A 25,146-nucleotide genomic window follows, 5' to 3' on the forward strand; every position below is an offset into this window, starting at 1 on the left:
GACCCTGGCGGAGGGTCAGTCGCAACGACAGTCGCGCATGCCTTGCCAGAGCAGGTCGGCCAGCGCGCCGGCCTGGCCGCGCCAGTCGCTGTTCGGGTCGAGATAGAAGAGGCCGCCGAGGCCGCGCAGCACGGTCTCCGGCTCCAGGCCGGGGCGGACCGTGCCCTCGTTCGCCCGCAGCAGTTCCGAGATCGCGGTGAGCATGGCTTCGAAGGCCTTGGCGGGCAGTTCGCCGGGGGAGACGGCGGTGGCGCGCAACGCGTCGGCCAGTCCGCGTTTGGTCATCATGTAATGCGCCAGGTGATCCGTCGTCCAGGTGCGGAAAGCCTGCTCTGGCGGGTGCCGCTCGAGCAGGGCGGGTACGACGTCGACGAGGTGGGCGATCTCGCGGCGGTAGACGGCCAGGATCAGGGCTTCGGGGGTGGGGAAGTGGCGGTAGACCGTGCCGACGCCGACCTCGGCCTGCTTGGCGATGGCGTTGAAGGAGAGCTCGTCGGATCTGACCAGTGACTCCGCGGCCGCGACGAGGATGCGCTCGTGGTTGCGGCGGGTGTCCGCGCGGCGGGGACTGACCGAACCCGTCGTCATCTGCCCTCCTGGTCGTGTGATCGCAGCTGAATCTAGTGCACGCTGGAGTTACTCCGGGGGTAACTTCGTTGCGAAGCGGATTCTATTCCGCTAGCCTCGGGTTCAAAGCGGATTACTATCCGGTTCGAGCGCGGCCACGGATTCGACGTGGCCGCGATCCCGTGTACTCACTGCGCCCACCACGCGAAAGAGACCTGTGGACATCTCACTTGAAGTGAACGGCACCACCCAAGAGCTGAGTGTCGATCCCGGCGTCACACTACTGGACGCCCTGCGCGAACGCCTGTCCGTCACCGGGCCGAAGAAGGGCTGTGACCGGGGGCAGTGCGGTGCGTGCACCGTGCATGTCGGCGGCAAGCCGGTGCTCTCCTGCCTGACGCTGGCCGCGACCGTGAAGCAGCCGGTGACTACCGTCGAAGGACTGTCCACAGGGGACGATCTGCACCCCGTGCAGCAGGCTTTCGTCGAGCAGGACGCGCTCCAGTGCGGATTCTGCACTTCCGGGCAGATCATGTCGGCCGCGGCCGCGGTCCGCGACGGTGTCGAGGACGTGCGCGAGTTCATGTCGGGCAACATCTGCCGGTGCGCCGCGTACCCGAACATCGTCGCGGCGATCGAGCAGGCGAGGCGGGCCGATGCGTCCGTTTGAGCTCACCGCGCCCACGACCGTCGAAGACGCGCTCGCCACGCCGGGCACCTTCCTGGCGGGCGGCACCACGCTGGTCGACCTGATGAAACTCAACGTCCTCACCCCGCAGCAGGTGCTGGACATCAACGAACTCCCGTTGCGCGGTATCGAAACCGGTGACGGGCTGCGCATCGGCGCGCTGGAGCGGATGAGCGACATCGCCGCCCACCCCGGCGTCTACCCGATGATCTCCCGCGCGTTGCTGCTGAGCGCTTCCCAGCAGCTGCGGAACATGGCCAGCATCGGCGGCAACCTGCTGCAGCGCACCCGCTGCTCGTACTTCCGCGATGTCGCCACGCCGTGCAACAAGCGGGAACCGGGCAGCGGCTGCCCGGCGATCGGCGGCGCCAACCGGATGCACGCGGTGCTCGGCACGAGCGACTCGTGCGTCGCGACGCATGCCAGTGACGTCGCGGTCGCGTTCACCGCGCTCGATGCCCAGGTCAAGCTGACTTCGGCGGAGGGCACGCGCACCGTCGCGCTGGCCGACTTCTACCGGCTGCCGGGCGACACGCCTGACGTCGAGAACGACCTGCGTCCGGGTGAGCTGATCACCGAGGTGCTGGTGCCTCGCCTGGACTGGGCGTCGCGGTCCACCTACGTCAAGGTGCGCGACAGGCAGTCCTACGAGTTCGCACTGTGTTCCGCGGCGGTCGCGGTCGACATCCAGGACGGCCGCATCGCCGACGCCCGGCTGGCCGTCGGTGGCGTGGCGACCGTGCCGTGGCGTCTCAAGGCGGTCGAAGCGGCGCTTCGCGGCGCCTCGCTGACACAAAAGTCCTTCGAGGACGCTGCCGCACTGGCCGTGGAAGGCGCCAAGCCGTTGCCGGACAACGCGTTCAAGCTCTCACTGCTCAAGCGCACGATCATCCGCGCACTGCTCGAACTGACCGAAGGGGACCGCTGATGGTCAACCGGGTGGACGCCCCGCTCAAAGTCACCGGGCGGGCCAAGTACGGGACGGACCGCGACTTCCCCGGCATGCTGCACGGGTACGTCGTGGTCAGCACGGTCGCGAACGCCGAGATCGGGGCCATGGAGGTCACCGCGACCAAGAGCGCGCCCGGTGTGGTCGCCGTGTACACACCGTTCGACTCGCTCAAGCTGAACACGCCGAACGGCATGCTCGGTGAGACCTGGGTTCCCTTGCAGACCAAGGAAGTCACCTACTACGGGCAGCCGATCGGGTTCGTCGTCGCCGAGACCTACGAGCAGGCCAGGGACGCCGCGATGCTGGTCGAGGTCTCGTACCTGACCAGGCCCGCGCTGACCTCGCTGGCCGACGGCCTGGCCACGGCGCAGGAACCGCCGCCCGGCCGTGGCGGCGAGGGCTCGGAACTCAGCATCCTCGCGCCCGGCGTCGAGTCCATCGAGGACGCGCTGGCCGCGAGCGCGGTGGTCGTCGACGAGACGTACACCACCGCGACCCAGAACCACGCCGCGATGGAGCCGCACTCGGCCGTCGCGCTGTGGGACGACGACGGGTTGACCGTCTACAGCGGAAACCAGGGTTCGGACATCCAGGCGTCGCAGCTGGCGCAGGCGCTCGACCTCGATCCCGAGATCGTGCACGCGGTGAACCCGTTCGTGGGCGGCGCTTTCGGCGGCAAGGGGCACACGTCGACGCCGGCGTTCCTCGCCGCGGCGGCGGCCAAGGCGCTCGGCAAGCCGGTGAAGGCGGCGCTGAGCCGTGAGCAGGTCTTCACCGCGACCGCCGGCCGCGCCGCGACCGTCCAGAAGGTCGCGCTCGGCGCGGACCGTGACGGCAAGCTGATCGCGGTGCGCCACGATTCGTGGTGCAGCACGGCTGCGGACGGCTCGTTCGTCGAACCGACCTCGCACGGGACCTCGCGCGAGTGGTACGCCACGCAGAACCTGGCCATCAGCCAGAAGATGGTGCCGCTCAACATCCCGCCGACCACGTTCATGCGCGCGCCCGGCGAGGCGCCCGGCTCGTTCGCGCTGGAGAGCGCGGTCGACGAGCTCGCGGTCGCGCTGAACATGGACCCGATCGAGCTGCGCATGCGCAACAACTCGTTCGCGCCGCCCGGCAAGGACCTGCAGTGGTCGAGCAAGCACCTCGACGAATGCTTCCAGATCGGCGCGTCCCGGTTCGGCTGGGCCGAGCGCACGCCGAACGGGCGCACCGAGGGCGACTGGCTGGTCGGGCTCGGCACGGCCACCGCGATGTTCCCGGCGCTGCGGTTCCCGGCCACCATCGAGATCGTGCTGAACGCGGACGAGACGGCGACCGTGTCGACCAGCGGCGCGGACCCCGGCACCGGCCTGCTGACCGTGCTTTCCTTGGTGGGCGCCGAATCGCTGGACATCGCGCCGGAGCGGATCACGCCTCGGCTCGGTGACTCGCGGTACCCGGCGGGCGGCATGTCCGGTGGTTCGACGGCGACGGCGAGCGCGGGCACGGCCATCATGGTCGCGGCCAACAACGTGATCGACGAGCTGCTCAAGCTGGCGTCGTCGGCGGGCGCGCCGTTCGAGGGGCTGGAGACCTCGTACGCGGACGGCCGCGTGGAGGCGGGCGACCGGTCGATGACGTTCGGCGAGCTGCTGCGCGCGACCGGCCGCACGACGCTGACGGCGACCGGCTCGTCCGCGCCGGGCGAAGAGCTGACCAAGCACTCGTTCAGCTCGTTCGGGGCGCAGTTCGTCGAGGTCCGGGTGCACAAGTGGACCCGCGAGGCGCGCGTGTCCCGGATGCTCGGCGTGTTCGACGCCGGCCGGATCATCAACGCGCAGTCGGCACGCAGCCAGATCATCGGCGGGATGATCTGGGGTGTCTCGGCCGCGCTGCACGAAGGTCTCGAAATCGAGCGGAACGGGCGGCTGGCGAACGGGGACCTCGCCGGCTACCTGCTGCCGGTGAACGCGGACATCGGCGAGGCGGACGTCCACTTCATCGAGTACCCGGACACCTTCCACAACGCCGTCGGCGCACGTGGCGTCGGCGAGATCGGCATCGTCGGCATGGCCGCGGCCGTCGCCAACGCCGTCTACAACGCGACCGGCATCCGGGTCCGCGACATCCCCATCACCATCGAGGACCTGCTCCTCGACTAAGGGCTCGTGAGCGTTGCGGGCGGTTAGAACCGCCTGTCATGTTTCAGCACATTCTGAACAGATGTGTTTCGGCACATCGTGGACAGTTTGTGTGGTTAGTGGCGTTGGTAGCGTACTTGTCTGTTGAGGGTGAGTTCGCGGGCGATCGTGTCGCCGATGAGGATGGTGACGCGGTCGCCTTGCCAGAACACGGTCGCGGTGGTGTGGGCGTGGGCGCGGCCGATGGGGATGTGGCAGCCGTGGAGTTGGAGGACTCCGTTGCTGGCGACGGGTCGGGTGACGCGGCCTGCGGGTGCGCGGCGGCTGGTGTCGGGTTGGGCTTTTGTGGTGGCGTCGTAGCGTTGCTGAGGGGTGTGTCCGCCGATGCCTTGGTGGCGGCGGTTGTTGTAGATGTGGCGGTATTTTTCAAGCAGGGCTTGGAGTTCGGGCAGGGTTGTGGGCGTGGGCCGGGCGCTCAGCCAGCGGCGCAGGGTGCTGTGGACGCGTTCGTTCTTGCCGCAGGTTTGCGGGTGCCTGGGGGTGGAGGCGATGGTCTGGATGCCGTGGGTGGCGAGGGCGCGTTCGGTTTCGGCGAGGTAGCCGCGGCATTTGCCGCTGAACGCGGTTCCGTTGTCCGAGAGCAGTCGTGCGGGGTGGCCGTAGCGGGCGAACGCCAGCTCGAGCGCGGTGAGGGTGTCGGCGGTGTTCTCGCTGGCCGCGGCGTGGGAGCCGACGTCGAGACGGGAGTGGTCGTCGAGGATCTGGATGATGCAGACCTTGGTGCCGTCGTCGAGGCAGACGTCGAGGCCGTCGATCTGCCAGCAGGCGTTGGGTGCGTCGAATTCGAAGCGGCGCCTGCCGCGAGGTGGGCGTTTGCGGGGTTCGCGTGTGATCTGGCCCCGGTCGAGCAGGATGCGGTAGATCGAGGACTGTGAGGGCAACGGGACGAACCCGGCGTCTTCCAGCCGCCAGAGGATCGACAGGGCGCCATTGTCCAGGCCTTGATCGGCTAGCTCTTTGCGGGCGCGCAGCACCGCCTCGCCGACCGTGCCGGGCAGGGCGTTCGGGTGGTGGTGCGGGGCGGTGCTGCGCGGGGTGAACCCGTCGGCACCTTCGGCCCGGAACCGCTCTACGTAGTGGTAGAACGTGCCGCGGGAGACGTCATGCTCGTCACAGAACCGGGCCACGTTGATCTTCTCGCCGTGCGCCTTGCGCGCGACAGCGGCAACGAACTCAGGATCCATCGAAAACCCAGTTCCGCTCATCAACGCGATGATCAACACCGAAGTGCCGATCACCACGCCGACGAGCCGATCAAGTGTTCACGATGTGCTGAAACATCAACTGTTCAGTATGTCCTGAACTCAGACAGGCGGTTAGAACCGCCCGCAACGCTCACGACCCCGGGGTGGTTGACACGGCGTGCGGACGGTAAGAATATTGCACCGGTAAGGAAACTGAACCGGCGTGGAGGTCGCATGCTGTCGGGTGCGCGCAAGGTCGCCGTTCTCGCGCGGGAGCTGGCCGACGAGACCGAGCGGGGCAGGCAGCTGGCGCCCGCGCTGGTCGAGCAGCTCAAGGCCCATGACCTGCTGCGACTCGGGCTGACGGCCGATCTCGGCGGTGCCGAGCCGACGACGGCCGAGGTGCTGGAGATGGCCGAAACCCTCGCGATCGGCGACGCGTCCGCCGGGTGGTGCGTCTCGATCGCCGCGACGAGCAGCCTGCTCGGGGCGTATCTGCCCGCGAAGGGCGGCCAAGAGGTGTTCGGTGACCCGGGCGCGGTGGCCGCGGGCGTGTGGGCGCCGCGTGCCAAGGGGAGCGCCGTCGACGGGGGAGCGCGGATCAGCGGGCGGTGGGCGTTCTGCAGCGGGATCCGGCATTCCGAGTGGATCTTCCTGGGGTTCGTGCAGGACGGGCAGGTGCGGACCGCCGCGTTCGCCACGGCCGAGCTGACGGTGCTCGACACCTGGAAGACCACCGGCCTCCGGGGGACCGGCAGCACCGACGTCGTCGCCGATGACGTCTTCGTGCCCGACCATCGGCTGTTCTCGGTGCTCGACGGGCCGCCTGCCCACGCGCGGGCGCTGCAACGGTTCCCGCTGTTCGGCTTCTTCGCCGCGTCGATCGCCGCCGCCGCGCTGGGGAACGCGCGCGGCGCGATGAACGAGTTCGTCGAACTGGCGACCGTGCGCAAGCCGTCCGGCTCCAACCGCAGCACGGCCGAACGGTCGGCGACGCAAAGCGCGTTCGCCGCGGCCGAAGCGGCCTTACGAGCCGCGAGAGGCCTTTATTACCAAGCGATCGACGATGCCTGGCAGGCCGCGGCCGCGAACGAACCGGTCTCCGTCGAGCTGCGGACGTCGTTGCGGCTGGCGTGCACGCATGCCGTGCGCACGGCCGCGGAGGTGGTCGGGATCGTGTACGACCTCGGTGGCGGGTCCGCGATCTACGAGGATTCCCCGCTGCAGCGCCGGTTCCGTGACGCACACACGGCGACCGCGCATTTCCAGGTCAACCCGGCGACCTTCGAGCTGGCCGGGCGGCTGCTGCTCGGCCTGCCGACCGAAACGGCGCAGCTGTGAGCGAGCGGGACTTCCGGCACCGGCTCACCGCGGACTCGGTCGGCCGCGCGCTCGAACTCGTCGGGGAGCGGTGGACGCTGCTCATCCTGCGCGAGACGTTCTTCGGCGTGCGGCGATACGGTCAGCTCGCGCGCAACCTCGGCATCCCGCGGCCCACGCTGTCCGCCCGCCTCAAACGGCTCGTGGAGGCCGGGTTGCTGGAGAAGGTCGCCTACGACGAGGACAAGCACGAGTACCGGCTCACCGACTCGGGCAAGGCGCTGTTCCCCGCCGTGATCGCGTTGATGAACTGGGGCGACACGTACCTGCCCGCACCCGAAGGGCCGCCGATCCTGGTGCGGCACAACGCATGCGGGGAGCACGCGGATCCGTTCCTCGCCTGTGGCCACTGCGGCGGGGAGATCACCACCAGCGGGGTGACGCCCGAGCCGGGGCCGGGTTTCGTCAGCCGGTGAAGCCGAGGGCGATCGCGGCGTCCGGCTCGTTCACCCGGAACGCGAAGCTCTCCTCCAGGAAGAGCGTGACCGTCTCGGCGTCGTGGTGGCTGTAGCCGATCGAAAGGTCCTGGCCGAGTTCGAGCACGAAGTCACCGCCGCCGAGGCTCAGCACGGCCGCGCCGTCGAGGCCGGGTGTGCGTACGACCTTGCCGTTGCCGAGCGCGCGGCGCACGTGATCGAACACGAGCTGGCCGCCGTGCTCGGTGCTCTCGACGATCTTCGTGTAACCCTCCGGGCAGATGGCCAGCGCGTACGGTCCGCTGATTCCCGCCTGGCGCAAGGTGTCCACGGCCTTGGCGACCACACCGGGGTAGCCGGCGGCGTCCGCGCCGAGCGTGGCCGTCTCGTACGGGCTGGCCTCGGCGATGCCGGTCATGCCCGCGTCGGCCCAGCCGTGGTAGACCGCCCGGTTTTCGATCAGCGCGATCTGCCGTGCGGCGCGATCGAGGTCGTCGAACTCGAGATCCTTGGCGCCACGCTCGGCGTTTTCGAGCTCGGCGCGGGAGACGGTGAACGGGACGCGGACCTCGGCCAGCGGCAGCACCTGACGCTGACGGGTCTGCACGCCCTTCTCCGGTGACTCCAGCGGCGACGACGCGAGCGTGTGCACCCGGCCGAGATCGATGGCCGAGTGGTCCCAGCCATGCGGGCCTTCGACGTCGACGAGCTGGCGGGCGGCGAGGTGGGTCTGCAGCCGTTCGCGGGCCTCGTCGTCGATCTCCTTCCAGCCGGTGGCGGTGATCGGGGCGACGTCGCGTAGCAGGTGGTTCATCTCAGTCCCGTCCTTTCAGGCCGCCGATGCCGAGTGAGCCGTCAGCCGGTGCGGCAGTGCCGATCTTCGCTTCGATTTCTTCGACGTACTTCTCCGGATCGAGGTCTTCGACGACCAGGTCCCGGCCGCCCTCGTGCCGCTTCTTGAAGTCCAGGAACTTCTGGCCCAGCTCGTCGCGCAGCTTGGTGCCGGCGTGCCGCCGGAAGTCGGCGAGCCCGTCGTCCTCTTCCTCGGCCATGTGTTCGCTGTTGGCCTCGCGTGCCTTGCGCACCGCGTCGAGCCACGCCTGGCTGCCGGGTGGGTGCTGCTCGGCCTCGAGCACGGCGTCCCTGATGTCGTTGTGGTCGCCGATCGCGTCGAGCGTCTCGTCCTCGGCGTCGTCGCCGCGGCGGAGCAGGTGCGGGTAGAAGATCTCCTCTTCGGCCGCGGCGTGCACGTCGAGCAGGTCGGCCAGCGGTTGCCATACCTTCGCGAGCTCGTCGGGCTCGGTGAGGTCGTCGAGCCTGGCGAACTGCCGCCGGAACCAGTCGTGGTCGTCCAGGATCAGGCTGGTGATGTCGGGCATGTCGCTCGTTTACCCCGAGTCGCCGATCCGGAAACACCGCTGCCCGTCCGGGTGACGCGGGGAACCAGCGGCCACTGCACGGCGACTATCACCGCGTCCGAGTTTTCCTGCGTTCGAGGAGTGACCACCATGGCTCTGCGGCACATCGCGACGTTCTGCGGCGACTGCGACTGCGGCTGTCCCGAGCTCTACCTCGCCGAAGAAGCGCCACCGGAGCGCCGCGTCGTCATCACCGACGACTTCGGCCAGAAGATCGAAATGAGCCTGGAGCAGCTGAAAGTGCTGGTCGGCGACATCAAGGCCGGTGTGCTCGAAAGCGTACTGACCTAGGCAAGCGGGTCGTGAGTGGTATGACCGGTTAGAACCGGCCGTACCACTCACGACCCCCGTAATGTACCGCGAAGTACACTGGCGTTCGTGCTCACCAAGAAAGGCGCCGCGACCCGCCAGCGCATCATCGACGCGGCGGGCGCCGAGATTCGCGAACGTGGCGTGGCCGCGGCGACCCTCGATGACATCTGCCGTCGCAGCGGCACCGGCAAAAGCCAGCTGTTCCACTACTTTCCCGAGGGCAAGGAGCAGCTGTTGCTGGCCGTCGCCGAGTGGGAAGCCGATCGGGTGCTCGACGATCAGCAGCCTTTCCTCGGGCAGCTGACCTCGTGGGAGGCGTGGGACCACTGGCGTGACGCCGTGGTCGACCGGTACCGGCGGCAAGGTGTGCACTGCCCGCTGGGCGTGCTGATCACCGAGATCGGCAGGCACACGCCCGCCGCGCAGGCCGTCACCCGGCGGCTGCTCGAGCAGTGGCAGCGGCAGCTGGAGGCAGGTGTCGCCCGGATGCGGGCGGACGGCCGGATCCGGGACGTGGACCCGGTGCGCGCGGCGAGCGCGTTGCTCGCGGCGATCCAGGGCGGCGTGTCGATCCTGATGTCGACGGGCTCGTCGGCGCATCTCGAAGCCGCGCTGGACCTGTACCTGGACTACTTGCGCGACACCCAGTTGCGGACGGCCGGGGCGTAGCCGTCAGGCTTGTCGCCGACCTTTGTGCCTGTGTTGACCAGCCAGGACTGGTATTCCGGCGTGAACATCACGTACGGCTTGGCGGGTGGCACGGCGCTGGCTTCGTCGAGTTCCGCGCGCAGTTCGGCGGGTAGCTCGAAGTCGAGCGCGGCCATCGAGGAATCGAGCTGCCCGGCGCTGCTCGCGCCGACGATGGCCGAGGCGATGCCCGGCTGCGTGGCGACCCAGTTGAGCGCGACCTGCGCCATGGTCACGTCCAGCTTGCCCGCGACCGACGCGAGTGTCGTCAGCAGCGCCCACTGCTGGTCCGTCCACTCGGAACCGGTGCCGCTCAGGCGGCCCTCACCGGCGAGCCCCTGGTCGGACGCGCGATATTTACCGGTCAGGAATCCGCTCGCGAGCGGGCTCCACGCGGTGATGCCGAGGCCGAGCGCCTGCCCGGCGGGGACGTGCTCGGTCTCGATGGTCCGCTCGGCGAGCGAGTAGGGGAGTTGCAGGCTGACCATCGGTTCGAGCCGGTGCGCGTCGGCGAGCGTCTGCGCGCGGGCGGCGTACCAGGCAGGCACGTCCGACAGCCCGGCGTGGCGGATCTTGCCCGCGCTGACCAGGTCGTCGAAGGTGCGCAGCACCTCTTCGACCGGGGTGATCCGGTCCCAGGTGTGCAGCAGGTAGAGGTCGAGGTAGTCGGTGCCGAGCCGGCGCAGCGAGGCCTCGACGGCGCGGATGATGTGCTTGCGGCCGTTGCCGCCCGCGTTGGGATCGCCGGGATCGACGCTGTTGGTGAACTTGCTCGTGAGCACCAGCCGGTCGCGCGACCCGGTCTCGGCGATGAGCTCGCCGAGTATCGTCTCGCTCTCGCCTGCGGTGTAGAAGTCGGCGGTGTCGACGAAATTGCCGCCCGCCTCCAGGTAACGCCGGAAGATCGGGCGGGCCTCGTCGAGGGTTTTCCCGTACGAGGCATGGAAACCGCTGGTGCCGAAGTTCATCGTGCCCAGTGCCAGGCGGCTGACGCGGAGGCCGGAGCGGCCGAGCAGGTAGTACTGATCGAGTGGCATGAGCCCAGAGTGGCGACGCAAAAATGGACCCGCAAGTACAGAACGGCCGCGGTCGGCTGACCGCGGCCGTTCCGGGAGATCAGCGGCAGTGGTAGCTGGAAGCGACGGCCGGGTCGCCCTGGCCGTTGTAGCGGGAGAAACGCGGGTACGCGCACAGGTCGCGGGTGGTCGTGGCGGTGGCCGCCGCGAGGGTGGCGGGCGCCTTGCCGTGCTCGACCCAGTCGACCAGCGCGCCCAGCGGGTTCACCGGCTGCGGACCGGCGCCGCCACCACAGTGCTCGACGCCGGGCGCGAGGAACAGGCGGTAGAAGTCGTTGACCGGGCCCATCCGCCGCTCGACCTGCTGACGGTAGGCGAGGGTGCCGCCCGGCGGGATGAGCTGGTCGGCCGTGCCGACGAACGACAGCAGCTTGCCGCCGGACCAGCGGAACGCCGACAGATCCGGGTTCGAGGTGCCGATGACGCCGTCGAACTCACGCACCGACTGGCGGAAGAGGTCGCGGAACTGGGCGTACGTCAGCGTGGAGGTGTCGAAACCGGGCTGCTTCTTGAGAAAGCTCTGCACCCAGCCGACGGCCACCGCGAAGCCGGGCGCGGAGAGGTCGCCGTTCTCGTCGGCCTTGGTGCCCGCGAGCCAGCTGGGGTCGGCGCCCTTGGGAAGGCCGTCCCAGAGCTTGCGGCCGTACTCGTCGGTCGGGCCTGCCCAGATCTTGCGCATGACGTCCGCGTCGGCGGCCGACACGGTGATTTCCTTGCCCTCACAGACAATCTTGGTGCCGACGAGCGAGCGCGGGTCGTAGCCGCACTCGTCCGGCCGGTCGACGATGCCGTTCACGACGCCGTCACGCGGGTCGCAGGTCTTGATGGCGGCCTGCTTGAACGCGTCGAGCACGCAGTTGGCGACGAAGTGGTGATCGTTGTTCATGACCGTCTGGGGCCACAAGGTCGCGACGGCGAACTGTGACCAGTTCACGGCGGGCGCGTTGGCGAGGATGCCGTCGAAGTCGTGCGGGTAGTTCTGGGCCTCGGAATAGCCCTGGCGGCCGCCGGTCGAGCAGCCGTTCCAGTAGGAATACGAGACGGCGCGGTGGAAGTACTGCCGGGCGACGTCCTTGCCGATCACGGCCGACTCGTGCACCGAGCGGGTGGCGAAGTCGGTCACCAGCGGCTTGTTGAGCGTGTTGTCGGGCTTCAGCGCCCAGCTCGTGTCGAGGAACGTCAGTGGCACGCCGGCGTCGGTCGTGACGCCCGCGTAGCCGTCCTTGACCGCCTGGACCAGCGGGGCGCCGAAGTCGCCCGCGGTGTACGCGGAGCCGCCCGCCGCCTGCAGGCGCCCTGACCAGCCGGTCTCCGGCAGCGTGACCGCGACCTTGACGTGGTCGTTCGCGCCGGGATGGGTCAGCGTCACGGTGACTTCGCAGTACGCCGGGACGTCGGTGATCTCCCGCGCCGGGCCGAGCGGCGTGGCGGGGAAGGAGACCGTGCCGCCTTCGTGGCGCTGGGCCTGTACCGACTCGATTTTCGCGCCTGGTGGGGCATCGACGGTCATCGTGGCGCACGTGGGCGCGGTCGTGGTGGCGCTCGCCACCGGGGTCAGCTGGGTCAGTGCGAGTGGGATCAGCGCGGCGATCCCGAGGAACATCTTGACGCGTTTCATGGTTAATAACCTGTCAGAAGGGTTACGAGTTGCGCAAGTTATTCGTCACCTGTCAGAATGGTGACATGCACCACGCTTTTCCCTGCGGCAACACCGCGCTGGACTTCGTCGGCACGCTCAAGGCCCGCCGCAACGCCGAGCCCCGCGAGACGCTGAACGTGCCCCGTGACCTGGACACCTGGCTGGTCGAAGCCGGGGTCGCGGCCGCCGAGCCCGGCAGTGATCCGGCCGACCTCGCCGCCGCGGTGGCGCTGCGCGAGTCGATCTACGACCTCGTGCGCGCGCGGATCGTGGGGGAGGCGCACGACCCCGATTCGATCACCGTGCTCAACCGGATGGCGGCCCGTCCGCCGGTGGTGCCCCAGCTCTCGCCGGACGGGCTCGTGCTGGAGGCGACCTCGGCGCAGGCCTTGTCGTCCGTCGCGCGCGTCGCCGTCGAGATCCTCGGCGGGCCGGATGCCGAGCTGCTCAAGGAATGCGGCCGCCCCGAGTGCACCCAGGTCTACCTCGACACCTCCCGCGGCCTGCGCCGGGAATGGTGCGCGATGGCCACCTGCGGCAACAAGATGAAGGCGCTGGCGCACCGGGCGCGCCAGCGCGGCAACCCGCCGCTGAGCCCGTCGAGGCTCAGCCGGGCGTAAGCGGTCTCGGGCTATTCGGTGTCGGAGTGGATGGCCGTCAGGATGGGCGTCCTGGCCGCCTGACGGGCTGGCCAGAGCGAGGCCAGAATCCCGATCACCACGGTCAGCAGCACGAAGAGGCCGAGCCGGGCCCAGGGAATGACCAAGGTCAGCTTCTCTTGGCTCAGCACCGCGACGGCCCCGAGCGCGCAGCCGGCCACCAGCCCGATGACCGCGCCCATCATCGCGATGATCACCGACTCGAGCCGCAGCACCGAGCCGACCTGCTTGCGGCTGAGGCCGACCGCGCGCAGCAGGCCGATCTCGCGCATTCGCTCGAAGGTTGCCATGGTCATCGTGTTGACCACGCCGAGCGCCCCGATGAGCACTGAAACGCTGAGAAGCGCGTACAGGATGTTCAGGAAGAGCGTGGACCGCGAGCCCATTTCGTCGACGACTTCGGCCTTGGTCTGGATCAGCAGCGACGGGTTGGCCAGCGCCTGCCGGATCGCCGCGCGGGCGGTCGTCGCGTCCTGGCCGGTCTTCACCAGGACCTTCGCCGGGGTGAACCCCGCCGGTGCGGCGATCAGCGCCTGGTTTTCCACCGACTCAGGTGTCTCGTAGATGGCCACGACCGGCAGGGAGATGGTCGGGTCTCCGAAGGGAACCGTCGGGTTTCCCGAGACGACCGAGCCGAGTGTCCAGCCGTGCTTGGTCGCGAGCTCTTCCGAGACCGCGAAGCCGTTCGCGAGCTGATCGAGCGAGCCCTGTGCGACCTTGAGCGAGAGGAAGCTCCCGATGGTCCGCGGATCCACCCCGTTCGGGTTCAGGTAACCGCCCTTGTCCAGCTGGATGGGGAAGACCGACATCGGTGTGACGGCCTGGACCCCGGGCAGCTTCGCGACGTCCGCGGCGACGCCCGCCCCGAGCCTGCCCCAGTCGACCGAGGTGATCTCGATGTCGGCCTTGTCGGAGGTAGCCGACCGCTGGGCGTCCGCGGCGGAGAGGGAGGCGATGGGCACGGTGACGGCGGCGCACACGGACAGGCCGATCATCAGCGTGGTCGCGGTGGCGGCGGTGCGGCGTGGGTTGCGGCGAGTGTTTTCGACGGCCAGTGTGCCGCGCATTCCGCTCAGCCGGGTCAGTGGCCCGCGCAGGATCTTGGTCAAGCCCAGGCTGAGCCAAGGCATGAGCACGATCAAACCGACCAGCATCACCGGCGCGCCCGCGTAGACCAGATCGTCGTTCTTGACGCCTGCCACGATGAGCCCGATGCCCAGCACCGTGACGGCGACGCCGACGATGTTCCTGCGGCGCAACGACTTCGCGGTCTGCGGGACACCGGTGCGCAGTGCCGCGACCGGCGGGATCGCGGCGGCGCGGCGCGCGGGGAGGTAGGCGGCGATCGTGGTCACGCCGATGCCGACCCCGATGGCGGCGCACAGCGCGCCGACGTCGAACACCTCCAGTGGCACACTCGCTTGGTCTGCTGTCGCGAAGACGCGGTTGAGCACGAAGGCCGCGCCGATGCCGAGCAGGTACCCGAGCACGGTGGCGATCAGGCCGAGCACGAGTGCTTCGGCGAGAACCGTGCGCAGCACGTGCCTGCGTGACGCGCCGACCGCGCGCAGCAGCGCGTTTTCACGGGCGCGTGCGGCGGCGAGCATGGTGAACGTGTTCGCGACGAGGAACGCGGAGACGAACAGTGCCACGGCGGCGAAGACGAGCAGGATCTCGGTGAGCTTGCCGTCGTCCTGCCTGGAATCGAACGCGTCGGCCGTTTGAACGACCAGCGCCTTGGGCAGCACGGCGGTCGTCTCGGTCCGTAGCTTGCCCGGGGTGACGCCGGGTTCGGCCACCAGGTCGATGGCCGTGTAGCTGCCTGAGGGCCGCGAGAACTGAGCGAGCGCGGTCTTCAGGTCGAACGCGACTCGGGTGACGCCAGGGGCGATTCCCATGGTGTCGTTGGTGAACACCCCCACGAGCCGCACCTGGCGTACTTCGCTCTTGACGATCACGCTGACCTGAGCGCCGACCCCGAAACCGGTCTTCGCGGCGGCGCGTTCGTCGATGGCGACCTCGCCGGGGCCGCTCGGCGCCGTTCCGGCACGCAGCGGGAACCGCGCGGCGTCGTAGCTCACGCCTTCCCCGAGTTCGGGCCGCCCGACCACCGCGCTGTCCGTGCCGACGAGCAGCGCGCGGCCGTCGACGATAGGCCTGGCCTGCACGACCCCCGGCACCGCTTGAAGCTGCCGTAGCACGTTGTCGCCCATCGGCGTGCTGATGCGGTCCGGGGTCACCTTGACCGCGACGTCGCTTCGCCCGTGCGCCTGCGCCCGCTTGGCCGCCGCGCTGACCGACGCACCGTAGAGCAGCGAACCCACGACGAACGCGACGCCGAGCAGCACGCCGATCGTGGGCAGCAGATACCTGGCCTTGTGAGCCAGTATCGAGCGGATGGCGAGGCGGAACATCAGCCCACCGCCTGGGTGTCGAACTGGCGCATGCGGTCGAGGACCCGGCTGGGTGTCGGCTGGGTCATTTCGTCGCTACCATAGACCTTGCCGAGTCGCTCGGCTTCGGCGACAGCGGATTCGTTCATGGCGGCCATAGTCGGTGACCGACCAGCGGTTCGCCCCGTCCAATCCGGCGAAATAGCTCGATCGTGGTCAGCCGAACGTGAACGCGTAAGCCCGCACGCCGGGGCTGACCGCCATCGTCAGCACGCCGTGTCCTAAGTGGCCGGTCAGCAGCGTGTACAGCTTGGGAGCGCCCGAAACAGCGATCGTGGTCCCGTTGTCCAGCGTCACCGTGCCCGAACCGCCGAGTACCCAGTGGACGGACGCGGCGCGGAAATCCAGCCGCAGCCGGGCATCCGGGCCTGAGGTGACGTATTCCTTTTCGGACGTCCAGGTGCCCGCCAGCGAGAAGGTGTCGGGGGAGGCCTCCGCCGGGAAGCTGTAGGCGCGGGTCTGGCCGGTGGTGCCGCCGGCGTGTTCGGTGCCGAGATAGGTTTCCGGCGTCAGCGAGGTCTTCGGGGTCGTGTCGGGAATGTCGGTCGGCTCGGGGAGCGCGTGGTCGCCGAGTGCCTGGCGGAGTTCCTGCTCGAACTCGGCGTAGTGGCCCTCGCCGAAGATCGACCGCCGGACCTGCCCGGAGCCGTCGATCAGGTACGCGGCGGGCCAGTAGTTGTTGCCGTAGGCGTTCCAGGTGGCGTAGTCGTTGTCGATGGCGATGGGGTACTTGACGCCGAGCGCCTTGGCTTGGTCGGCCACGTTCGCGGGATCGTGCTCGAACGCGAACTCGGGGGTGTGCACGCCGACCACGACGAGTCCGCTGTCGCGGTACGTGTCGTACCACTGTTTGAGGTGCGGCAGCGCGCGCTGGCAGTTGATACAGCTGTAGGTCCAGAAGCTGACCACGACCACCTTGCCGCGCAATTCGCTCAGCGACAGCGGTTTGCCGGTGTTGAGCCACTGGGTGACGCCGGTGAAGTCGGGGGCGTGCGTGAGCCGGTCGAGTTGTTTCTCGCCGAGCGCCTGCTGGGTCGTGGCCGTGTAGTCGGGCACGATGCGCTGCAGCGGCGCGGCGAGGTCGACCGCGGTGACGGCCGCGACGAGCACCAACGCGGCTCCGGTGGTGCCCCGGACGCGGCGCGCGTGCCTGCGCAGGAAGCCCGCGCGCCGGGCCAGCGCGCCGCCGGAAGCCGCGAGCACGAGCAGCGGAATGCCGGTCCCCACGCCGAAAGCGGCGGTCAGCAGCAGCGCGTCGAACCCGATCTGATGCGTCGACCCGACCACGGCGATGGTCGCCAGCACCGGCCCGGCGCACGGCACGTACACCAGCCCGAGCGCGAGCCCGGCGGCGAAGCCGTTGCTCTCCGGCTTGGCGGCGCGGCCCCGCAGCCGGGTGAACGGCCGTTCCAGCAGCTCACCGGCCTTCGGGAAGAGCAATCCGAGCCCGAGCAGCACGAGCGCGGCGATCCCGGCGTCCCGCAGCAGCTCACCGGGCAGGTGCAACGCCTCGAGCACGGGCGAGCCGAACAGCGTGGCCAGGCTGAAGCTCGTCACCAGGCCGCCGACGACACCCCACGGCCGCCGCGCGCCCGCGGTCAGCACGACGGGCAGAACCGGCAGCACGCAGGGGGAGAGGCTGGTGACGATCCCGGCGAGCACGCCGACGAGAAGCAGAGTGGGCATGCTCGTGATAGTAACCACTCTGACTGGTTATGAATACTGCTGTAAGAATTACGTCACAAGTTGCAGCACCTGCGACAGCATGATCAGCCCGCAGATGACCAGGTTCTTGATCTTGTGGTCGACCAGCACGGCCACGAACTCCCTGATGGTCGCGCTCGGCCAGAAATACCAGGCCGTCGGCGCCCCGATGACCTGCCCGTTCACCTTCGCCCGCCGCGCGATCAACGCGGCACGCAGCACGTGGAAGTTGTTGGTCACCACGGCGCAGCGGTAGCCGGGCTTGTGCTCCTGCATGATCTCCGCGCTGAACCGGAGGTTTTCGAACGTCGTCGTCGACCGGTCCTCCAGCAGGATCCGCTCCTGCGGCAACCCGGCGCCGACGAGGTAGTCGGCCATCGCCCGCGCCTCGGGCACCTCTTCGTCCGGCCCCTGCCCGCCCGAGGTGACCATCATCGGCTCCCGGTTTCGCTTGTGCTCCTTGGCGAGCACGTTCAGCGCCCGGTTGAGCCTGCTGGTCAGCAGCGGCGGCACCGTCCGCCCGCCGAGTAGCCCGGAGCCCAGCACGACGACGAAGTCGACACCCTTTTCGCTGCGGATCCGCCCGTAGACGATCGAGTACAGGAGAAAGCAGACGAAGGTGAACGAGACGTAGGCGAGAATCCCGTTGACGCAGCCGCGCAGCGTGTCGAGCGGCGCCCAGCCGATCTGCGAGACGGTCGCGTTGAACACGATCAGCGCGCAGATCCCGAGTCCCGCCAGCAGCGACAGCACGTTCGCCGGCCTGCGCCCTTCGCGGCGGAGCATGGTGATCCCGTTGCAGATCAGGAAGACCGCGAGCGCGAGCACGGTCACGGCGAACAGCACCAAGGCGACGATGATGAGCCAGGCCGCCGCGTCGGGGGAGACCGCGGCGAGCAGCGACAGCAGCGTGATCGCGATGAAGAACAACGCGAAGAAGAGGTAGAAGCCGTTGCGGAGCCGTCGGCGGTCGTGGATGAAGCTCACGAGGAAGGCCACCGTGCACAGCGCCGCGACGATGAACGGGAAAACGGCGCCCTCCACGGGACCTCCAGTCTCAGGTGTCCCGTCACGCTAGACCACGAGGTCGATCCCACTTTCGGGCGACCAAGCTCGTGCGCGTTGCGGGCGGTTCTAACCGCCCGCAACGCGCACGAGCCCTTATTCGGTGTCGGCGTGGATGGCGGTGAGGATCGGCGTCTGGGCCGCTTTCCTGGCCGGCCACAGCGAGGCCAGGATGCCGATCGCGACGGTCACCAGCACGAACAGGCCCAGTCGTTCCCAAGGCAGCACCAGCGTCAGCTTCTCCTGGCTGAGCACGACCACCGCCCCGAGCGCGCAGCCCGCGACCAGCCCGATGACCGCGCCGAGCATCGCGATGATCACCGACTCGAGCCGCAGCACCGAGCCGACCTGCTTGCGGCCGAGGCCGACCGCGCGCAGCAGGCCGATCTCGCGCACTCGCTCCAAAGTGGACATGGTCATCGTGTTGACCACCCCGAGCGCGCCGATCAGCACCGAAACGCTCAGCAACGCGTACAGGATGTTGAGGAAGACCGCCGCTTTCGAACCCGCGGACTCGGCGACCTCGGCCTTCGTCTGGACCACCAGCGTCGGGTTGGCCAGCGCCTGCTGGATCGCCTTGCTCGCCGCGGGCGCGTCCTGTGCCTTGACCAGGATCTTCTGGGGCGAGGCGTCCTGCGGCGAGGCGATCAGGGCCTGCTCGCCCGACTCCGGGGTCTCGTAGATGGCCACGATCGGCAGCGACACCGGTGAGTCGCCGGACGCGGCCTTGGCCGTGCCCGTGATCACGGTGCCGATGGTCCAGCCGTGTTTGGCCGCCACCTGCTCCGAAACCGCGAGCCCGGTCGTCAGCTGGTCGAGCGAGCCCTGCTTGATCGTGAGCGGCAGGAAGTCCTTGACGGTCTTGGGATCCACGCCGGTCGGGTTGAGGTAGCCGCCGCTCTCCAGCTGGATGCCGACCTGGGACATCGGGGTGACGGACGTGACGCCCGGCACCTTGGCGATGTCCGCGACGGTCTTCGCGGACAGGTCGGCGTAGTCGATGGCGGTGACTTCGATGTCGGCCTTGTCGTTGGTCGCGGACTGCTTGGCGTCGGCAGCGGCGACCGAGGCGATCGGCACGGTGACGGCGGCGCACACGGACAGGCCGATCATCAGTGTCGTCGCGGTGGCGGCGGTGCGACGCGGGTTGCGGCGGGTGTTCTCGACGGCCAGTGTTCCGCGCATTCCGCTCAGCCGGGTCAGTGGCCCGCGCAGCAGCTTGGTCAGGCCGAGGCTGAACCACGGTGTCAGCACGATCAACCCGAGCATGGTCACCGGCGCTCCGAGGTAGACCAGGTCCTCGCTCTGGATGCCGCCCGCGGTGATCGCGGCACCGATCAGCGTGACGACGAGGCCGATGATGTTCCTGCGGCGCAACGACTTCGCGGTCGGCGGGACACCGGTACGCAGTGCCGCGATCGGCGGGATGGCGGCCGCTCGGCGCGCGGGGACGTAGGCGGCGACGGTGGTCACGCCGATGCCGACCCCGATCGCGGCGCACAGCGCGCCGACACTGAACACCTGCAGCGGCACACCCGGCCCGTTGATCACCGCGAACGCGCTGTTGAGCGCGGCGGCCGCGCCGATGCCGAGCAGGTACCCGAGCACGGTGGCGATCAGGCCGAGCACGAGCGCTTCGGCGAGAACTGTGCGCAGCACGTACTTCCGTGACGCGCCGACCGCGCGTAGCAGCGCGTTCTCGCGGGCGCGTGCCGCGGCGAGCATGGTGAACGTGTTCGCGACGAGGAAGACCGCGACGAACAGGGCGACGGCTGCGAAGATCAGCAGGATCTCGGTGATCTTGCTGTCGCTGTGCGGGGTGTTGAGCTGGCTGCCCGTCTCGGCGAGGTAGTCCTTCGACAGCATGGCGGTGACGCTGCTCGCGAGGGCGTCCTGGCTGGTGCCGGGCGCGGCCACCAGGTCGATCGCCGTGTAGCTGCCGGCGGTGTGCGCGAACTGCTCGACCGCGGTCTTCAGCTCGAACGCGACGAGCGTGCCGCCCGAAGCCAGCCGCGCGTCATTGCCCGCGAACACGCCGACGAGCCGCACCTGACGCACGACGCCCTTGACGATCACGCTTACCTGGTCACCGACTGCGAAACCGGCTTTCTTCGCGGCGAGTTCGTCGATGGCGACCTCGTCGGGTCCGCTCGGAGCCTTTCCGGCACTCAGCGGGAAGCGGGCGGGGTCGTAGCTCACGCCGACCGCACGATCGGGCAGTCCGACGAGCGCGCCGTCCTTGCCGACGAGGAACGCGCGGCCGTCGGCTATCGGCCGGACCTCGGTGACCCCTTGCAGCCCTTTGAGTTGCGCGAGCACGTCGTCGCCCATCGGCGTGCTGTAGCGGTCCGGGGTCACCTTCACCGCGACGTCGGCCTGCGCGCGGATCTGGGCACGCTCGATCGACGTCTTGACGGCGTCGCCGTAGAGCAGCGAGCCCACCACGAACGCGACGCCGAGCACCACGCCGATCGTGGGCAGGAGATACCTGGCCTTGTGCGCCAGGATCGAACGGAACGCCAGGCGGAACATCAGCCCACCGCCTGCGTGTCGAACTGGCGCATGCGGTCGAGCACCCGGCTCGGCGTCGGCTGGGTCATCTCGTCGACCAGCCGGCCGTCGGCCAGGAAGAGGACGCGATCGGCGTAGCCCGCCGCGATCGGGTCGTGCGTGACCATCAGCACCGTCTGCTGCCACTGGCGCGCGCACCGCTGCAGCAGCGAGAGAATCTGTGCGCCGGAGCGGGAATCCAGGTTTCCGGTCGGCTCGTCGGCGACGACGATCTCCGGTCGGGTGATCAGCGCACGCGCGCACGCGACGCGTTGCTGCTGGCCGCCGGAGAGCTGCGCGGGCCGGTGGTCGAGGCGGTCGGCCAGCCCCATCGCGCCGATGACCTGATCGGTCCAGGCCTTGTCGGGCTTCTTGCCGGACAACGACAACGGCAGCGTGATGTTCTCCCAGGCGCTCAACGTGGGCAGCAGGTTGAACGACTGGAAGACGAACCCGATCTTCTCCCGGCGGACCTGCGTCAGCTGCTCATCGTTCAGCGAGCCGAGGTCGACGCCCGCGATACGGGCCTTGCCGGAAGTGGGGGTGTCCAGCCCGGCGAGGCAGTGCATGAAGGTGGACTTGCCGGAGCCGGACGGGCCCATGATCGCGGCGAATTCGCCGCGGCGGAAGCGCACCGACACCTCGGACAGCGCGACCACGGCGGCACCGTCGGTGCCATAGACCTTGCCGAGTTGCTCCACTTCGGCGACAGCGTGTTCGTTCATGATCCGTATGGTTCGCGATCCGCCGAAGATCCGGCTCCACCAAACTGACGAGTGAACCCGAACGTGCTCCGCCGAACGGTTGAGGACTGTCCTTAGAGAACTGTCCTAACGTGGCAGCCATGCTGGCGATATTCGAAAGGCTCTCCTGGGTTCAGCGCGGCGCGCTGGCGTTGGGACTGCTCGTGGCGGCCACTCTCGCGGTGGGTGAGGGCTTCAGCGCGGAAACACCGGCCACGGGCATCGGCCTGGCGATCTGTGGTCTGGTGCAGGTGGCCGTGCTGGCCATGCCGACACTGCGTCCGGTCGTGGTACTGGAAGCGGTTCTCGTGTCGCTCGCGTTCACCGCCATCTGCCGGGCCTTGCCGGATGGGCTCGACAACACCTACGGCATGGTGGAGACGATCGCGCTGGCCTGCCTGATCTCACGGGCGATCATCGAACTGCCACCCCGGCGCTCGGTCCTGCTCGTCCCGCCGATGTTCCTCGCGATCGTGGTCATGCCGACCCGGTGTTACACGATCGAGCGGCCTGAGCTGGAGGTCTTCGTCATCCTGACCTCGCTCGCCGTGTGCCTGGTGGTCCTGCTCGCGCTGTACCTGCGGTTGCAGGACCAGCGCCGGGCCGACAGCCACGAGATGGCCAGGCAGCTGCAGCGTCTCACTTACGCCCGCGACCTGCACGACTTCGTCGCCCACCACGTGACGGCGATCGTCGCGCAGGCGCAGGCCGTCCGCTTCACCACGGCGGCCGGTCAGCAGCCGACACCGGAAGCACTCGACGCGATGCTGGCGGGTATCGAAAAGGCGGGTTCGCAGGCGCTGGCGTCGATGCGCGGGATGATCGCGGTGCTGCGCGACGACCAGCCGGTGCCCGTGCGCAAGCCGCTCGGCGTGGTGCTGTCCGAGGCGACCGGCGCGTTCGTCGGCCCGCCGGTCACCACCGAGATCGAGGAGCCGCTCGCCGAGGCTTACCTCGTCCCGCACGTCCTGGACGCCGTGCACCACGTCGTCCAGGAATCGCTGACCAACGTGCTCCGGCACGCGGAAGGCACCACCGGCGTCCAGGTCAGCGCCCGTACCTTGCCCGACGACAAGCTGGAGGTGGTGGTGCGCAACGACGGCGCGGCCAAACTCTGCTCCTCCGGCGGCGGCTTCGGCCTCGTCGGCCTGGGCGAACGCGTCGAAGCCGCGGGCGGGACGCTGACCGCCGGTGCGTCGGACGACGGCTGGCGCGTGGCCGCGACGTTGCCGTTGACCTTGGCTCTGCCATCATGACGCGGATGAGCACCCGTGTGTTGATCGCCGACGACCAGGAGATGATGCGGTCGGCGTTCGGGATGATCCTGGCGTCCCAGCCCGACATCGAGGTCGTCGCCTCGGTCGGCGACGGCCAGGCCGCCGTCGACGAGGCACGCAGGCTCCGCCCCGACGTCTGCCTGCTCGACATCCGGATGCCCAAGCTCGACGGCCTGGAAGCGACCCGGTTGCTCGCCGGCCCCGGCGTGCTCAACCCGTTGAACGTCCTCATCGCGACCACCTTCGACCTCGACGAGTACGTTTACCGCGCGCTCCGCAACGGCGCCTGCGGCTTCCTCTTGAAGGACATGTCACCCGCCCTGCTCGTCGAGGCCGTCCGCGCCGCGTCGGCGGGCGCGACGTTGATCTCCCCGACGGTGACCACCCGCCTGCTGGCCCACTTCGCGCTCGACCGCACGGACAAGGCCACCCCCGACAGCGCACCGGCCGAACCGCTGACCGAGCGGGAGTTGGACGTGGTCCGCCAGGTCGCGCAGGGCCGCACGAACAGCGAGATCGCCGCTGACCTCTTCGTGAGCCAGGCGACGGTCAAGACGCACCTGGCCAACATCCAGCGCAAGCTCACGGTGCGCAACCGCGTGGAGATCGCGGCATGGGCCTGGCGCACCGGACTTTGCGTCTAGGTGGTCGTGAGTGGTACGGCCGGTTCTAACCGGTCTAAACACTCACGACCTTGGGGTGCCTGAGGTTCCGTTGACGACCGTGCGCAGGATCCAGTCCAGGCGCGCTTCCGGTGGGCCGGAGAAGAGGTCGTCGCCGAGCGCGGCGACGCGCGGGTGTGTCTTGGGGGAGGCGTCTCGCAGCGCGGCGACCGCGGCCTCGTGATCCGCGGGCGCGGAGCCGCTCTCGGCGCGCGCCGACTGCTCGGCGGCCGTCGCGGTCGCGACGAGCAAGAGCGCGTCGATGCCCCAGGCGGCCTGCGCGTCCGGGACTCCGCCCTTGTGCAGCAACGCGAGTATCGCTTCGACGAGTGCCAGGTAGTTCGGGCCGGAGGGGCGGGCGATCAGCGCGGAACTCGCCAAAGCCGGATGTGCGAATAAAACTTGGGTGTACGAGCGGAGCACGGCGATGAGCCGGTCCTGCCAGTCGCCTTTGGCACGGACGGGGCGGAGGTCGACGGTGCCGAGCAGGTGCTCCAGGATGGCGGCGTGCAGCTCGGCCGTGTTGGCCACGTAGACGTAGAGGGAGGCCGCGCCGGTGTCCAGCTCCTGGGCGAGCCTGCGCATCGTGACCCGTTGCAGGCCTTCGGTTTCCATCAAGCGGACGGCCGTGGCGACGATGCCTTCGTAGGTCAGCGCGGGCTTGGCCGGGCGCTCGCGGCGGCTGCGAGTGGTCATCGAGCGAGCCTAATGAACGTGTTCGTCCCGAACAAGTTCGGTGCGGGGGAGCACGCAGAACTCGTTGCCTTCCGGGTCGGCAAGCACGACGAAGTGTTCGGCCGGATCGTCTTTGAGCACCCGGGCTCCGAGTGCGATCAGACGCTCGATTTCGGCGTACTGGTCGAGATCGGCGGGCGCGATGTCGACGTGGACGCGGTTCTTGACCCGCTTGCCTTCACCGACCGGCTGGAACAGCAGCGGAGTCCCGCTTTTGCCTTGTAGCTCCACATAGGTCAGCCCATGGCCGTCGCGCCAGCGGCGCGGTTCTGGATAGTCCAGCGCCTGCTGCCAGAACGCGGCCAGCTTCTCCGCGTCTTGGCAATCCACGGTGATCGCGATGATCCTGCTCATGACCGCCACCTTGCGGAAAGCCAGACGGCGGACCCGTCGCCGGGTCCGCCGTTCGGGTCGAAGGTCAGTCCTTGCCGGTGACGCCCTTGATGGCGTCCTTGACCTTTTCGCCTGCCTGCTTGAGTGAGCCCTTGGCCTGGTCGGCCTTGCCCTCGGCCTGCCACTGCTCGTTGCCGGTGGCGTCGCCGACGGCTTCCTTGGCCTTGCCCTTGAGCTCTTCGGCCTTGTTCTCCATCTTGTCGTTCACGACCGAACCTTTCGTTGTCGGAGGTGTCACCGCCCTGCGGATACCCGCGTGGGCGGCGTTTAACCACCATCACTCGAAAGTGAGCCAGCTCACCGAAGGCGCTGAGCGGTGTGGCGGCTGGATCCACACAAAGGCCACCCATGTAACGCTCAGCGTGACAAGGGCCCCGTTTGTCACGTCTCAAGCGCTCGC

The 25,146-nt window shown here is 68.9% G+C and carries 25 protein-coding genes; 10 read left to right on the top strand and 15 right to left on the bottom strand.

The features are described 5' to 3' along the window. Positions 1-15: 15 nt before the first annotated feature. On the bottom strand, positions 16-588 hold the full coding sequence (locus tag AB5J62_RS18000) for a TetR/AcrR family transcriptional regulator (protein ID WP_370949371.1): 573 nt from the start codon (positions 586-588) through the stop codon (positions 16-18). A gap of 196 nt (positions 589-784) precedes the next feature. On the opposite strand from AB5J62_RS18000, the gene AB5J62_RS18005 reads away from it, so the two are divergent. Genes AB5J62_RS18005 through AB5J62_RS18015 form a run of 3 tightly spaced genes read left to right on the top strand, consistent with a single transcriptional unit; the run spans position 785 to position 4,354 of the window. Continuing rightward, a complete protein-coding gene (locus tag AB5J62_RS18005; protein WP_370949372.1) occupies positions 785-1,237 on the top strand; it encodes a (2Fe-2S)-binding protein in 453 nt (150 codons plus the stop codon). After that, positions 1,224-2,183 (top strand): xanthine dehydrogenase family protein subunit M, encoded by a 960-nt coding sequence (locus tag AB5J62_RS18010; RefSeq protein WP_370949373.1) that lies wholly within the window; start codon positions 1,224-1,226, stop codon positions 2,181-2,183. Before AB5J62_RS18005 ends, AB5J62_RS18010 begins: the two co-directional genes overlap by 14 nt. Beyond that, on the top strand, positions 2,183-4,354 hold the full coding sequence (locus tag AB5J62_RS18015) for a xanthine dehydrogenase family protein molybdopterin-binding subunit (RefSeq protein ID WP_370949374.1): 2,172 nt from the start codon (positions 2,183-2,185) through the stop codon (positions 4,352-4,354). Before AB5J62_RS18010 ends, AB5J62_RS18015 begins: the two co-directional genes overlap by 1 nt. A 95-nt stretch (positions 4,355-4,449) precedes the next feature. Here AB5J62_RS18015 and AB5J62_RS18020 read toward each other — a convergent pair whose 3' ends face one another. After that, a complete protein-coding gene (locus AB5J62_RS18020; protein ID WP_370948685.1) occupies positions 4,450-5,598 on the bottom strand; it encodes a DDE-type integrase/transposase/recombinase in 1,149 nt (382 codons plus the stop codon). A 213-nt stretch (positions 5,599-5,811) separates the two neighbouring features. On the opposite strand from AB5J62_RS18020, the gene AB5J62_RS18025 reads away from it, so the two are divergent. Next, positions 5,812-6,918 (top strand): acyl-CoA dehydrogenase family protein, encoded by a 1,107-nt coding sequence (locus AB5J62_RS18025; RefSeq protein WP_370949375.1) that lies wholly within the window; start codon positions 5,812-5,814, stop codon positions 6,916-6,918. After that, positions 6,915-7,373, top strand: a complete 459-nt coding sequence (locus tag AB5J62_RS18030; RefSeq protein WP_370949376.1) for a winged helix-turn-helix transcriptional regulator — start codon at positions 6,915-6,917, stop codon at positions 7,371-7,373. The genes AB5J62_RS18025 and AB5J62_RS18030 overlap by 4 nt, the downstream gene beginning before the upstream one ends. Here AB5J62_RS18030 and AB5J62_RS18035 read toward each other — a convergent pair. Next, positions 7,363-8,187 (bottom strand): family 1 encapsulin nanocompartment shell protein, encoded by an 825-nt coding sequence (locus tag AB5J62_RS18035; protein WP_370949377.1) that lies wholly within the window; start codon positions 8,185-8,187, stop codon positions 7,363-7,365. The genes AB5J62_RS18030 and AB5J62_RS18035 overlap by 11 nt on opposite strands. 1 nt (position 8,188) lies before the next feature. Then, positions 8,189-8,752 (bottom strand): hemerythrin domain-containing protein, encoded by a 564-nt coding sequence (locus AB5J62_RS18040; RefSeq protein ID WP_370949378.1) that lies wholly within the window; start codon positions 8,750-8,752, stop codon positions 8,189-8,191. A gap of 129 nt (positions 8,753-8,881) precedes the next feature. Here AB5J62_RS18040 and AB5J62_RS18045 point away from each other — a divergent pair, with 129 nt between their 5' ends. Both AB5J62_RS18045 and AB5J62_RS18050 read left to right on the top strand, forming a co-directional pair. After that, complete coding sequence (locus AB5J62_RS18045) at positions 8,882-9,082, top strand: hypothetical protein (protein WP_370949379.1); 201 nt, start codon at positions 8,882-8,884, stop codon at positions 9,080-9,082. 87 nt (positions 9,083-9,169) lie between these two features. Then, positions 9,170-9,772: a TetR/AcrR family transcriptional regulator gene (locus tag AB5J62_RS18050; RefSeq protein WP_370949380.1), complete on the top strand. Its 603-nt coding sequence runs from the start codon at positions 9,170-9,172 to the stop codon at positions 9,770-9,772. On the opposite strand, the gene AB5J62_RS18055 is transcribed toward AB5J62_RS18050, so the two are convergent. Together AB5J62_RS18055 and AB5J62_RS18060 are read right to left on the bottom strand one after the other, a co-directional pair. Continuing rightward, positions 9,733-10,827: an aldo/keto reductase gene (locus tag AB5J62_RS18055; protein ID WP_370949381.1), complete on the bottom strand. Its 1,095-nt coding sequence runs from the start codon at positions 10,825-10,827 to the stop codon at positions 9,733-9,735. The genes AB5J62_RS18050 and AB5J62_RS18055 overlap by 40 nt on opposite strands. A gap of 79 nt (positions 10,828-10,906) precedes the next feature. Then, entirely contained in the window at positions 10,907-12,484 is a 1,578-nt protein-coding gene (locus AB5J62_RS18060; protein ID WP_370949382.1) for a tannase/feruloyl esterase family alpha/beta hydrolase, read from the bottom strand. Positions 12,485-12,549: 65 nt separating this feature from the next. On the opposite strand from AB5J62_RS18060, the gene AB5J62_RS18065 reads away from it, so the two are divergent. Continuing rightward, positions 12,550-13,125, top strand: a complete 576-nt coding sequence (locus AB5J62_RS18065; protein ID WP_370949383.1) for an ABATE domain-containing protein — start codon at positions 12,550-12,552, stop codon at positions 13,123-13,125. A gap of 11 nt (positions 13,126-13,136) precedes the next feature. On the opposite strand, the gene AB5J62_RS18070 is transcribed toward AB5J62_RS18065, so the two are convergent. From AB5J62_RS18070 to AB5J62_RS18095, 6 genes are all read right to left on the bottom strand, one after another. Then, positions 13,137-15,578 (bottom strand): ABC transporter permease, encoded by a 2,442-nt coding sequence (locus tag AB5J62_RS18070; protein ID WP_370949384.1) that lies wholly within the window; start codon positions 15,576-15,578, stop codon positions 13,137-13,139. Further along, positions 15,578-15,706 (bottom strand): hypothetical protein, encoded by a 129-nt coding sequence (locus tag AB5J62_RS18075; protein WP_370949385.1) that lies wholly within the window; start codon positions 15,704-15,706, stop codon positions 15,578-15,580. The genes AB5J62_RS18070 and AB5J62_RS18075 overlap by 1 nt, the downstream gene beginning before the upstream one ends. A gap of 67 nt (positions 15,707-15,773) precedes the next feature. Beyond that, complete coding sequence (locus tag AB5J62_RS18080; RefSeq protein ID WP_370949386.1) at positions 15,774-17,303, bottom strand: cytochrome c biogenesis protein DipZ; 1,530 nt, start codon at positions 17,301-17,303, stop codon at positions 15,774-15,776. A 48-nt stretch (positions 17,304-17,351) separates the two neighbouring features. Next, positions 17,352-18,365 (bottom strand): YdcF family protein, encoded by a 1,014-nt coding sequence (locus tag AB5J62_RS18085; RefSeq protein WP_370949387.1) that lies wholly within the window; start codon positions 18,363-18,365, stop codon positions 17,352-17,354. A gap of 117 nt (positions 18,366-18,482) precedes the next feature. After that, entirely contained in the window at positions 18,483-20,918 is a 2,436-nt protein-coding gene (locus tag AB5J62_RS18090) for an ABC transporter permease (RefSeq protein ID WP_370949388.1), read from the bottom strand. Beyond that, complete coding sequence (locus tag AB5J62_RS18095) at positions 20,918-21,661, bottom strand: ABC transporter ATP-binding protein (RefSeq protein ID WP_370949389.1); 744 nt, start codon at positions 21,659-21,661, stop codon at positions 20,918-20,920. The genes AB5J62_RS18090 and AB5J62_RS18095 overlap by 1 nt, the downstream gene beginning before the upstream one ends. A gap of 119 nt (positions 21,662-21,780) precedes the next feature. Between AB5J62_RS18095 and AB5J62_RS18100 the strand changes: the two genes are divergently transcribed. Both AB5J62_RS18100 and AB5J62_RS18105 read left to right on the top strand, forming a co-directional pair. Beyond that, positions 21,781-22,935, top strand: coding sequence for a sensor histidine kinase (locus AB5J62_RS18100; protein ID WP_370949390.1), 1,155 nt, complete (start codon positions 21,781-21,783; stop codon positions 22,933-22,935). Between the two features lie 5 nt (positions 22,936-22,940). Beyond that, complete coding sequence (locus tag AB5J62_RS18105; protein ID WP_370949391.1) at positions 22,941-23,600, top strand: response regulator; 660 nt, start codon at positions 22,941-22,943, stop codon at positions 23,598-23,600. Between the two features lie 42 nt (positions 23,601-23,642). On the opposite strand, the gene AB5J62_RS18110 is transcribed toward AB5J62_RS18105, so the two are convergent. The 3 genes from AB5J62_RS18110 to AB5J62_RS18120 all read right to left on the bottom strand — a co-directional run bounded on the left by AB5J62_RS18110 (position 23,643) and on the right by AB5J62_RS18120 (position 24,954). After that, positions 23,643-24,314: a TetR/AcrR family transcriptional regulator gene (locus AB5J62_RS18110; RefSeq protein WP_370949392.1), complete on the bottom strand. Its 672-nt coding sequence runs from the start codon at positions 24,312-24,314 to the stop codon at positions 23,643-23,645. Between the two features lie 9 nt (positions 24,315-24,323). Next, on the bottom strand, positions 24,324-24,707 hold the full coding sequence (locus AB5J62_RS18115) for a VOC family protein (protein WP_370949393.1): 384 nt from the start codon (positions 24,705-24,707) through the stop codon (positions 24,324-24,326). Between the two features lie 64 nt (positions 24,708-24,771). Next, positions 24,772-24,954: a CsbD family protein gene (locus AB5J62_RS18120; RefSeq protein WP_370949394.1), complete on the bottom strand. Its 183-nt coding sequence runs from the start codon at positions 24,952-24,954 to the stop codon at positions 24,772-24,774. Positions 24,955-25,146: the final 192 nt, after the last annotated feature.

Origin of the sequence: Amycolatopsis sp. cg5 (genome assembly GCF_041346955.1) — a bacterium.
Taxonomy (GTDB): domain Bacteria; phylum Actinomycetota; class Actinomycetes; order Mycobacteriales; family Pseudonocardiaceae; genus Amycolatopsis.

Bases quoted from the DNA above. Each gene is read 5' to 3' on its own strand.
- AB5J62_RS18015 (WP_370949374.1), top strand. From the start codon at position 2,183: ATGGTCAACCGGGTGGACGCCCCGCTCAAAGTCACCGGGCGGGCCAAG.
- AB5J62_RS18075 (WP_370949385.1), bottom strand. From the start codon at position 15,706: ATGAACGAATCCGCTGTCGCCGAAGCCGAGCGACTCGGCAAGGTCTAT.
- AB5J62_RS18040 (WP_370949378.1), bottom strand. From the start codon at position 8,752: ATGCCCGACATCACCAGCCTGATCCTGGACGACCACGACTGGTTCCGG.
- AB5J62_RS18070 (WP_370949384.1), bottom strand. From the start codon at position 15,578: ATGTTCCGCCTCGCCATCCGCTCGATACTGGCTCACAAGGCCAGGTAT.
- AB5J62_RS18100 (WP_370949390.1), top strand. From the start codon at position 21,781: ATGCTGGCGATATTCGAAAGGCTCTCCTGGGTTCAGCGCGGCGCGCTG.
- AB5J62_RS18060 (WP_370949382.1), bottom strand. From the start codon at position 12,484: ATGAAACGCGTCAAGATGTTCCTCGGGATCGCCGCGCTGATCCCACTC.
- AB5J62_RS18045 (WP_370949379.1), top strand. From the start codon at position 8,882: ATGGCTCTGCGGCACATCGCGACGTTCTGCGGCGACTGCGACTGCGGC.
- AB5J62_RS18080 (WP_370949386.1), bottom strand. From the start codon at position 17,303: ATGCCCACTCTGCTTCTCGTCGGCGTGCTCGCCGGGATCGTCACCAGC.
- AB5J62_RS18095 (WP_370949389.1), bottom strand. From the start codon at position 21,661: ATGAACGAACACGCTGTCGCCGAAGTGGAGCAACTCGGCAAGGTCTAT.
- AB5J62_RS18010 (WP_370949373.1), top strand. From the start codon at position 1,224: ATGCGTCCGTTTGAGCTCACCGCGCCCACGACCGTCGAAGACGCGCTC.
- AB5J62_RS18020 (WP_370948685.1), bottom strand. From the start codon at position 5,598: ATGAGCGGAACTGGGTTTTCGATGGATCCTGAGTTCGTTGCCGCTGTC.
- AB5J62_RS18065 (WP_370949383.1), top strand. From the start codon at position 12,550: ATGCACCACGCTTTTCCCTGCGGCAACACCGCGCTGGACTTCGTCGGC.
- AB5J62_RS18035 (WP_370949377.1), bottom strand. From the start codon at position 8,187: ATGAACCACCTGCTACGCGACGTCGCCCCGATCACCGCCACCGGCTGG.
- AB5J62_RS18110 (WP_370949392.1), bottom strand. From the start codon at position 24,314: ATGACCACTCGCAGCCGCCGCGAGCGCCCGGCCAAGCCCGCGCTGACC.
- AB5J62_RS18105 (WP_370949391.1), top strand. From the start codon at position 22,941: ATGAGCACCCGTGTGTTGATCGCCGACGACCAGGAGATGATGCGGTCG.
- AB5J62_RS18025 (WP_370949375.1), top strand. From the start codon at position 5,812: ATGCTGTCGGGTGCGCGCAAGGTCGCCGTTCTCGCGCGGGAGCTGGCC.
- AB5J62_RS18115 (WP_370949393.1), bottom strand. From the start codon at position 24,707: ATGAGCAGGATCATCGCGATCACCGTGGATTGCCAAGACGCGGAGAAG.
- AB5J62_RS18055 (WP_370949381.1), bottom strand. From the start codon at position 10,827: ATGCCACTCGATCAGTACTACCTGCTCGGCCGCTCCGGCCTCCGCGTC.
- AB5J62_RS18000 (WP_370949371.1), bottom strand. From the start codon at position 588: ATGACGACGGGTTCGGTCAGTCCCCGCCGCGCGGACACCCGCCGCAAC.
- AB5J62_RS18090 (WP_370949388.1), bottom strand. From the start codon at position 20,918: ATGTTCCGCCTGGCGTTCCGTTCGATCCTGGCGCACAAGGCCAGGTAT.